We start from the raw sequence: 9,595 nt of genomic DNA on the forward strand, positions 1-9,595 counted from the left end.
GCCTTCAGCCGCCCCGTACTCCGGCCCACCGAGGGCAGGCCGACGCCAAAGGCCCGCCCTCCAGACGCCCCAAGCAGGCCACCCGCCCTCCACACGGCCCACTGCCCAGGGGCACCACCGCCGCCCCGGACGGTGCAGTTCTCGGCCAACCGAGTCGGGCGGGTGGGTGGGCAGGCTTTCGTGGGGTCCGGGGCGGAGCCCCGGGGACGGCACTGCTCAAGGAGCCGAGTCGGGCGGGTGGGTGGGAAAACCACCCCTACACCTCCACATACGCCGCCAAATGCTCCCCCGTCAGCGTCGAGCGCGCAGCGACCAGGTTCGCCGGAGTCCCCTCGTAGACGATGCGGCCACCGTCGTGGCCCGCGCCGGGGCCGAGGTCGATGATCCAGTCGGCGTGGGCCATGACCGCCGGGTGGTGTTCGACGACGATGACCGACTTGCCGGCGTCGACCAGGCGGTCCAGCAGGCCGAGGAGTTGTTCGACGTCGGCGAGGTGGAGACCGGCGGTGGGCTCGTCGAGGACGTAGACGCCGCCCTTGTCGGCCATGTGCGTGGCGAGCTTCAGGCGCTGGCGTTCGCCGCCGGAGAGGGTGGTGAGGGGCTGGCCGAGGGTGAGGTAGCCGAGGCCGACGTCGGCGAGCCGGGCGAGGACGCGCTGGGCGGCCGGGGTGTGGGCCTCGCCGCCGCCGAAGAACTCCTCGGCCTCGGCCACCGACATCGCCAGCACCTCGGTGATGTCGCGCCCGCCGAGGTGGTGGTCGAGGACCGCCGCCTGGAAGCGCCGCCCCTCGCAGTCCTCGCAGGTGGTGGCGACGCCGGCCATCATCGCCAGGTCGGTGTAGACGACTCCGGCGCCGTTGCAGGTGGGGCACGCGCCCTCGGAGTTGGCGCTGAACAGGGCGGGCTTGACGCCGTTGGCCTTGGCGAAGGCCTTGCGGATCGGGTCGAGCAGTCCGGTGTACGTCGCCGGGTTGCTGCGGCGCGAGCCGCGGATCGGCGACTGGTCCACCGAGATCACGCCCTCCCCCGCCGGGATGGAGCCGTGGATCAGCGAGCTCTTGCCGGAGCCGGCGACTCCGGTGACGACGGTCAGCACCCCGAGCGGAACGTCGACGTCGACGTCCCGGAGGTTGTGCGTGGTCGCCCCCCGGATCTCCAGCTTCCCGGTGGGCGTACGCACGGTGGCCTTGACGGCGGCCCGGTCGTCGAGATGGCGGCCGGTGACGGTGTCGCTGCCCCGCAGCCCGGCCACGGCGCCCTCGAAGCAGACGGTGCCACCGGACGTGCCCGCGCCGGGCCCGAGGTCGACGACATGGTCGGCGATCGCGATGACCTGCGGCTTGTGCTCCACGACGAGGACCGTGTTGCCCTTGTCGCGCAGCCTCAGCAGCAGGTCGTTCATCCGCTGGATGTCGTGCGGGTGCAGACCGGTGGTGGGCTCGTCGAAGACGTACGTGACGTCGGTGAGCGAGGAGCCGAGGTGGCGGATCATCTTCACGCGCTGCGCCTCGCCGCCCGAGAGCGTGCCCGCGGGCCGGTCGAGGGCGAGATAGCCGAGGCCGATCTCGGTGAAGGAGTCGAGGGTGTGCCGCAGGGCGTCGAGCAGCGGCGCCACCGTCGGCTCGGACAGCCCCCGCACCCACTCCGCGAGATCGCTGATCTGCATCGCGCAGACGTCGGCGATGCTCAGCCCCTCGATCTTCGAGGACCGGGCGCCCTCACCGAGCCGGGTGCCGTCGCACTCGGGGCAGACGCTGAACGTCATCGCCCGCTCCACGAAGGCCCGCACATGCGGCTGCAGCGCGTCGACGTCCTTGGAGAGCATCGACTTCTGGATCTTCGGGATCAGCCCTTCGTAGGTGAGGTTGATGCCCTCGACCTTGATCTTCGTCGGTTCCTTGTGAAGGAGGTCGTGCAGCTCCCGCTTGGTGTACCGGCGGATCGGCTTGTCGGGGTCGAAGAAGCCCGAGCCCTTGAAGATGCGGCCGTACCAGCCGTCCATGCTGTAGCCGGGGACCGTGAGCGCGCCCTCGTTGAGGGACTTGGTGTCGTCGTAGAGCTGGGTCAGGTCGATGTCGGTGACCGAGCCGCGGCCCTCGCAGCGCGGGCACATGCCGCCGGTGCGGGTGAACGTCGCCTTCACCGCCTTCCTGTCGCCGCGCTCGACGGTGATCGCGCCGCTCGCGCGGACCGAGGCGGTGTTGAAGGAGTAGGCGCTGGGCGGGCCGATGTGCGGGGTGCCGAGCCGGCTGAAGAGGATACGGAGCATCGCGTGGGCGTCGGTGGCGGTACCGACGGTGGAGCGCGGGTCGGCGCCCATCCGCTGTTGGTCGACGATGATCGCGGTGGTCAGCCCGTCGAGCACGTCGACCTCGGGCCGCGCGAGTGTCGGCATGAAACCCTGGACGAACGCGCTGTACGTCTCGTTGATCAGCCGCTGCGACTCGGCGGCGATGGTGCCGAAGACGAGCGAGCTCTTGCCGGAGCCGGAGATGCCGGTGAACACCGTCAGCCGGCGCTTGGGGATCTCGACGCTGACGTCCTTGAGGTTGTTCACGCGTGCTCCGTGCACACGGATCAGGTCGTGACTGTCGGCGAGGTGCGGTGCGACGGTGTGGGCCATGCGGCTCACGCTACGGGTGGGGGCCCGCTTTCGCTTCTCCATTCCTGACGGGCTCGTTCCTGACGGGCTCGTTCCTGACGGGCTCGTTCCCGACCGGCGCGTTCCTGACGGGCCCGTTCCTGACCGGCCTGGTGTGGATCTTGGCGTAGCAGGCGGGGACGTCGGCGCCCTCGTCGTGTTCGCGGGCCCGGTAGGCGCTCGGGGTCTCTCCGACGAGCTCGGTGAACCGGGAGCTGAACGACCCCAGTGACGTACAGCCGACCTCGAAGCAGACCTCGGTGACCGTCAGGTCGCCCCGCCGCAGCAACGCCTTGGCGCGCTCGATCCGGCGCGTCATGAGATAGCTGTACGGCGTCTCCCCGAAGGCGGCGCGGAAGCTGCGGGAGAAGTGGCCGGGGGACATCAGGGCGAGGCGGGCGAGCGCCGGGACGTCGAGCGGCTCGGCGTAGTCACGGTCCATCGCGTCACGGGCCCGGCGCAGCCGGACGAGGTCGTCGAGCGTCACAGGACCACGATCCCACAGGGGTGGGTGCCCTGGGCCTCCCCGGCGTGGCAGCGGGCAACACCGGGAGATACGGATAGCTTCGTTCCGATATGAGCGGAAACAAGGGCGGACATACGGGCGGACATACGGCGGCCGGCCAGCCCCGGGAAGCCGATGTGCTGCGGACCATGCTGAACCGGCCGGAGTACCGCAAGGCGCTGGTGTTCTGCGGGCTGATCGGCATCCCGGTGGCGCTGATCGCGTTCTGGTTCCTCGTCGCGGTCGACAAGCTGGAGCGCCTGGTCTGGACGGAGTGGCCGCGGGACCTGGGCTGGGAGGAGGCCCCCTGGTGGTGGGGGCTGCCGCTGCTGACGCTCGCCGGGCTCGTCGTCGGTCTGGTGGTGGCGCGGCTGCCCGGGCGGGGTGGGCATCTGCCGGCGGCCGGACTGCACTCGGGCGGGGTCACCGAGGAGGCGCTGCCCGGTGTCGTCGTGGCCGCCGTGGTCGGTCTGCCGCTCGGGGTCGTGCTGGGCCCCGAGGCGCCGCTGATCGCCCTGGGTGGCGGCCTCGCGCTGCTGTTCGCGAGCCTGGTGCGGGCTCCGCAGACCGACGCGAGCCGGGCACTGCTGGCGGCGGCCGGGTCCGCGGCGTCCATCTCGGCGCTGTTCGGGAACCCGGTGGTGGGCGCGGTGCTGCTGATGGAGGTGGCCGGGGTGGGCGGGCCGCAACTGTTCGCGGTGATGCTGCCGGCCCTGCTGGCCAGCGGCATCGGGGACATGATCTTCACCGGGTTCGTGAACTGGACCGGCTTCGAGACGGGCAGCCTGGACATCGGGCTGCCCGAGCCACCACCGCTCGACTGGCCGGACGTGCTGTGGGTGCTGGTGCTGGCGCCGGTGATCGCGTTCGTCGTCCACTGGATCTTCGTGGGCGGCCGGTTCACGGCCGGGTTCGTGACCACCCACACCGTGCGCAACACCACCCTGTGCGGCATCGGCGTCGCGGTCTGCGTCACCCTCTACGCGGTCTCCACGGGGCGTTCGCCGGCCGAGGCCGCGCTGTCCGGGGAGTCCACCCTGTCCGAGCTGGCGAAGGACCCGCACGCCTGGTCGGTGGGCGCCCTGGTCGCCGTACTCGCGTTCAAGGCGCTCGCCTACTCGGTGAGTCTGGGCAGCCTGCGCGGTGGCCCCATCTTCCCCTCGCTGTTCCTGGGCGGGGCGGCCGGCGCCCTGGTCGCGCCGCTGCCCGGGCTGGGCCTGGTGCCGGCGATGGCGGCCGGGATGGCGGCCTCGGTGACCGCGGCTCTGCGCGTGCCCGTGAGCAGTGTGGTGCTGGTCGTGCTGCTGCTGGGCAACGTGGACACGGTGGCGCTGGTGGTGCTGGCCACCGTGCTCTCCTTCGTGGTGACCGAGATGCTGCCGCAGGGGCCGGCCATCCCCCCGTTCAGCGAACCGGCATCCGGTCGAGCGCGTCGTCCAGGGTCGAAGCGGCCATGATCAGCGACAGATGGGTGAAGGCCTGCGGGAAGTTGCCGAGTTGCTCCCCGCTCGGGCCGATCTCCTCCGCGAACAGGCCCACATGGTTGGCGTACGTATGCATCTTCTCGAAGGTGTACCGGGCCTGCGGGAGCCGGCCGGCGCGGGCGAGGGCGTCGACGTAGAGGAAGGTGCACAGGCTGAACGTGCCCTCGGAGCCGCGCAGTCCGTCGGGGGAGGCCGCCGGGTCGTAGCGGTAGACCAGGCTGTCGGAGACCAGCCGGTGGTCGATGGCGTCGAGGGTGGACAGCCAGCCGGGGCTGCGCGGGGCGATGAAGCCGACGCGGGGCGCCAGCAGGAGTGAGGCGTCGAGGACGTCACCGCCGTAGTGCTGGACCAGCGCCTGCTCCTTCTGGCTCCAGCCGCGCTCCATGACCTGCTCCAGGATCTCGTCGCGGGCCCGGGTCCAGCGCGGGGTGTCGGCCGGGCGCCGGAACTCCTCGGCCATGCGCAGGCAGTTGTCGAAGGCCGCCCAGCACATCACACGGCTGTAGGTGAAGTCCTTGCGGCCGCCGCGGGTCTCCCAGATGCCCTCGTCGGGCCGGTCCCAGTGGTCGCACAGCCAGTCCATCAGCCGGGCGAGGCCCTTCCAGCCGTGGTAGCCGACCTGCTGGCCGATCTCCTCGATGCCCTCGGACATCGCGTAGAACAGCTCGCCGTAGATGTCGAGCTGGAGCTGGTCGGCGGCGGCGTTCCCGGCGCGTACGGGGCGGGAGCCGCGGTAGCCCTCGAAGTGGTCGAGGTTCTCCTCGGTCAGCACGGGGTCGCCGTCGACCCGGTACATGATCTGCAGGGGTTCGCCACCGGTCGCGGCGGAGCCGTCCCGGGCCCGCAGCCGGTCCCCGAGCCAGCGCACGAACTGCGCGGCCTCCTCGATGAACCCCAGGTCGAGCAGGGCCCGCACGGACAGCGAGCCGTCGCGCACCCAGGTGAACCGGTAGTCCCAGTTGCGTTCCCCGCCGACCTGCTCGGGCAGCCCCATGGTGGCGGCGGCGACGGGGGCGCCGCTCGGGCCGTAGGTGAGGAGTTTGAGGGTGATGGCCGAGCGGTTGACCATGTCCGGCCAGCGGCCCCGGTAGCGGGAGGTGCGCACCCAGCGCTGCCAGAAGTCGATGACGTCCCACATGCCCGCCTCGACCGACTCGTTGGTCGGCGGCGGCGGTGCCTCGCCGTCCGGGCCGCACACGGTGAACACGGCCGCCGCCGACTGCCCCGCGTTCAGCGTGACGGAACCGCGGACATCGGTCCCGTGCGCCTCCAGCGGGAAGGTGGACTGCAGATACGCGGTCGCGCCCCGGGTGTGGAAGGCGGCGGACCCGTCGGCCAGGTCGAGCGTGTGACCGGCCCGGCCGTAGTCGAAGCGGGGACGGCAGTCCAGTTCGAAACGGACGGTGCCGCGCACGGTCCGTACGATCCGCACCACCGAGTGCCGGTCGGACGCGGTGCCGGAGGTGATGACGGGCATGTGGTCGAGGACCTCGCCGACCCCGTCCGGGGACAGGAACCGGGTCACGACGACGGCGCTGTCCGGGTAGTACAGCTGACGGCGCGTCACGTCGGGGGTGGTGGGCGCGAACAGGAAGTGTCCGCCGCGGTCGTGGTCCAGCAGGGACGCGAAGACGCTGGGCGAGTCGAAGCGCGGCGCCGGCAGCCAGTCGACGACCCCCTCGGAGGTCACCAGGGCGGCGGTCTGCAGATCCCCGATCAGCCCGTGGTCGGCGATGGGCGGGTAACGGTCCATACGGTTCTCTCCTCGTCAGGCGTCAGGGCGTCCCTCTCAGGCCGCTTCCGCGCGGACCCGTCCCGACTTCACCGCGTCGAGGAGGGCCTGGTGGTCCCTCTCGTTCTGGTCCGCGTACAGCTCGGCGAAGGTCGCGAGCGCGCGGTCGAAGACGTCGCCGCCGCCGAGGTAGGAGGCGATGGCGATGCGGTCGCCGGAGCGGGCGTGGGCGCGGGCCAGGGTCGCGCCGCACACCTGCGCGAACACGGTCATCCGCCTGGGCGACATGCTCTCGGCCACGGCGATGCCCTTCCAGTCCCGCAGCTGACGGACGTAGAAGTCGCGGCGGCGGCCGTCGATGCCGGTGGTGCGTTCCCAGCCGAGGAAGATGTCGCTGGTGGCCTGCATCAGCCGCTGCCCGCTGACGACCCGCTCGCCCTGGGTGCGGAACCCGCCGGAGCCCGCGTACGGCGCGAGGACCGAGTCGTCGGCCTCCTTCGCCTGGAGGAACAGCGGGTCCTCGTCGTCCTTGCCGAGCAGCAGCACGATCCAGCAGCGGGTGCCGACGCTGCCCACCCCGACGACCTTGCGGGCCACGTCGGCGACGCGGTAGCTCTCCAGCAGGAACCGGCGGTCGGACTGCAGGGACTGCCCGTAGCGCTCGACGAGCCGGCTGATCTCCGTCTCCAGCACGCCGCCCTCGGCCTTCGGCAGCAGGTCGCCGAGCCGGACCAGCAGCGGCGGGTCGTTGGCGATCAGGCGCTTGCCGCCGACCACATGGGTGAGCTTGTCGAAGACCTGCACGGTGTCATGGCCCCGGGCCCGCTCCCGGGTCTCCTCCCACCGCTCGAGGTTCTTCCCGCCGGCCTCCGGGGCGAACTGCTTCTGCAGCTCGTCCGCCTCGAACCGGGTGTAGTAGACCTCGAGATTGCCCATCCCGGCGAAGGACCGCATCCAGCCGCGGTACGACCGTACGGCCGCCCGCACCACGCCCGCCCGTTCCTTGGCGCTGAAGCCGTTCGCGCGGCCCGCGATGACCAGGCTGGCCGAGAGCCGCTTGACGTCCCACTCCCAGGGCCCCGGCAGGGTCTCGTCGAAGTCGTTGATGTCGAACATCAGCCGGCGTTCCGGCGAGGCCAGCAGCCGGAAGTTCAGCATGTGCGCGTCCCCGCACAGCTGCACCCGGATGCCGGTGCGGGGAGTCTCGGCGAGGTCGCCGGCCATGATGGCGGCGGCGCCCCGGTAGAAGCGGAACGGCGACTCGCTCATCCGGCCGTAGCGGATCGGCACGAGTTCGGGGACCCGCCTCGCCGACTGCCCCTCGATGATGTCCACCGGGTCGGTGCGCTTGGGCGGCGGGGTGAACTCGGCGTGCGCGGACCTCGGTACGACGCTGCGGGCGGCCTTGCCGCGCTCGGCGCGCTCCTTCGGGGTGCGGTGGCGCATGGAGTGACCGGTGTGGTTGCTCTCGTTCATCGGAATTCCTCCGTGGATACCCCGGCCTTCAGGCCGGGATGGGGCACCTCCCGCTTGCGGGGGAGAAACGGACACGCCGTGCATGACCGCCACGTGAACGCGGCACGCGACATCCTGGCCGCCGGGCCGGCGTGAAGCAGGAACCCCAGCGGGCGACCGCTGGACTCCCCCGCCTCCTTCAGGCGCGGGAGGGGGCGCTATTCCGGCGACTCCGATGAGTTGGGTGATCCCGGTGATGGACTGTCCGGCCGCGGTCCGGCTTCCAACGTATCCCCGGACGCGGGGCCCGGCGAGTCAGCCCGGGCCCGTGTGCCCAGGTGGCGGGCCGCCCAGGGTTCGCGGGCGACGACCGCGCCGGCGGTGAGGCACAGGGTGACGACCACGCACAGCGTGATCAGCCAGGACAGCAGGGTGAAGACCGCGCCGAGCGAACCGTACTTCTGCAGGCTCACGTGTTTTCTTAGGGATCCGTAGTGATGTGTCATCCGTTCGCGTCATGTCGCGCGTCCGGGATGGGTGTCGTGTGTGCGTGCGCGGATCGAATGCGTGACCTTTCCGGGGGTGTGTCGTTGATCGGATGACAGCACCACGGGTGAGGGAAGGGGGGCGGGTGAGCCGGAGACTGCCGCTGGGTGAGGGCGAGACGGCCCGCACGGCCTGTGCTCGTGGTCTGCTGCGCACGGGTGTGGTGGAGAAGACGGGCCAGGTGCTGTCGGCCACGGCTGTGGCGGAGCGGGTGGGCTGGGCTGCGGATCTGGTGTCCGACATGGCGGCCGGGTTGCTGGCGGAGCACTGGAATACGGCCGATGTCGACCTGCTGGCCTCGGGCGTGGATGCTGAGGGCCGCGGGCTGCCGTCGCAGGCGTGGATGGCGTTGCGGCGTCTGGGCTGGACCAGCGGCCCGCCTGAGGGTGTCCGGGTCAATGACCGGGTCGTACGGATGGCGCAGGAGCAGGCGGGGCGTCTGCTGCGGTCGGCGAAGTGGCGGGCCGGTCTGACCGCCGGACTCCTCGCCACCTGGCCCGCCGACCCCGTGAGGCGCACCCCGGGTGAGTGGGATGCCGTCCGTGCGGCGGTCCCCGACGGGGGGCATCTGCCGTCCGGTGTGATCAGGTCCCGGACCCGGCAGATCGCCGCCTTCCAGCGCAGGCACGCACGGTCGCATGCCCGCCGATGTGTTCGAGTTGGAGGCCGCACCCCATGCGGCGCGGATGCTGCTGCTGTCCGCGTGCGACGGGCAGCAGGCCACCCTGGTCCGCGCCGATGATCCGGGCCGGGCGCTGCTGCGGCTGCAGCTGCCGACCCGCCCGGACCCGCGCTCGTATGCGGACTGGGCGTGGGTGGCCTGCCCGATCGCACTCCCGCCGACCGTCCCGCCCGGCGCGGTGCTGCACCTGCCCACCCTGCGCATCCACCGGGGCCGGGTCCACGCCGACCTCGCCCACACCCATGCCGTGCCCGCGGCTCGGCGCGCCGGGCACACGACCGCGCTGGGCGTGGNGGCACGCACGGTCGCATGCCCGCCGATGTGTTCGAGTTGGAGGCCGCACCCCATGCGGCGCGGATGCTGCTGCTGTCCGCGTGCGACGGCCAGCAGGCCACCCTGGTCCGCGCCGATGATCCGGGCCGGGCGCTGCTGCGGTTGCAACTGCCCACCCGCCCCGACCCGCGCTCGTATGCGGACTGGGCGTGGGTGGCCTGCCCGATCGCACTCCCGCCGACCGTCCCGCCCGGCGCGGTGCTGCACCTGCCCACCC

The 9,595-nt window shown here is 71.8% G+C and carries 7 protein-coding genes and 1 pseudogene; 3 read left to right on the forward strand and 5 right to left on the reverse strand.

Translation table 11 applies throughout. The features are described from left to right. Positions 1–256 precede the first annotated feature (256 nt). Both ACLZN2_RS50290 and ACLZN2_RS50295 read right to left on the reverse strand, forming a co-directional pair. Positions 257–2,623, reverse strand: coding sequence for an ATP-binding cassette domain-containing protein (locus ACLZN2_RS50290; protein ID WP_416986927.1), 2,367 nt, complete (start codon positions 2,621–2,623; stop codon positions 257–259). 10 nt (positions 2,624–2,633) lie between these two features. Continuing rightward, on the reverse strand, positions 2,634–3,128 hold the full coding sequence (locus ACLZN2_RS50295) for a helix-turn-helix transcriptional regulator (protein ID WP_416986929.1): 495 nt from the start codon (positions 3,126–3,128) through the stop codon (positions 2,634–2,636). 167 nt (positions 3,129–3,295) lie between these two features. Here ACLZN2_RS50295 and ACLZN2_RS50300 point away from each other — a divergent pair, with 167 nt between their 5' ends. Next, complete coding sequence (locus ACLZN2_RS50300; RefSeq protein ID WP_416986936.1) at positions 3,296–4,603, forward strand: chloride channel protein; 1,308 nt, start codon at positions 3,296–3,298, stop codon at positions 4,601–4,603. Here ACLZN2_RS50300 and ACLZN2_RS50305 read toward each other — a convergent pair. From ACLZN2_RS50305 to ACLZN2_RS50315, 3 genes are all read right to left on the reverse strand, one after another. After that, positions 4,551–6,383, reverse strand: coding sequence for a glycoside hydrolase family 15 protein (locus tag ACLZN2_RS50305; protein WP_416986930.1), 1,833 nt, complete (start codon positions 6,381–6,383; stop codon positions 4,551–4,553). The two genes, ACLZN2_RS50300 and ACLZN2_RS50305, sit on opposite strands and share 53 nt — an antisense overlap. Positions 6,384–6,419: 36 nt before the next feature. After that, on the reverse strand, positions 6,420–7,838 hold the full coding sequence (locus ACLZN2_RS50310) for a DUF2252 domain-containing protein (RefSeq protein WP_416986931.1): 1,419 nt from the start codon (positions 7,836–7,838) through the stop codon (positions 6,420–6,422). Between the two features lie 197 nt (positions 7,839–8,035). Next, positions 8,036–8,290 (reverse strand): hypothetical protein, encoded by a 255-nt coding sequence (locus ACLZN2_RS50315; RefSeq protein ID WP_416986933.1) that lies wholly within the window; start codon positions 8,288–8,290, stop codon positions 8,036–8,038. Positions 8,291–8,448: 158 nt separating this feature from the next. Between ACLZN2_RS50315 and ACLZN2_RS50320 the strand changes: the two genes are divergently transcribed. Beyond that, the gene (locus ACLZN2_RS50320) at positions 8,449–9,105 is read left to right on the forward strand and encodes a hypothetical protein (RefSeq protein ID WP_416986934.1); all 657 of its coding nucleotides are present in this window, start codon (positions 8,449–8,451) and stop codon (positions 9,103–9,105) included. A 249-nt stretch (positions 9,106–9,354) separates the two neighbouring features. Next, positions 9,355–9,595, forward strand: a pseudogene (locus ACLZN2_RS50325) (transposase); the annotation flags it as partial.

Origin of the sequence: Streptomyces sp. T028 (assembly GCF_048159505.1) — a bacterium.
In the GTDB taxonomy this organism is placed as follows: domain Bacteria; phylum Actinomycetota; class Actinomycetes; order Streptomycetales; family Streptomycetaceae; genus Streptomyces.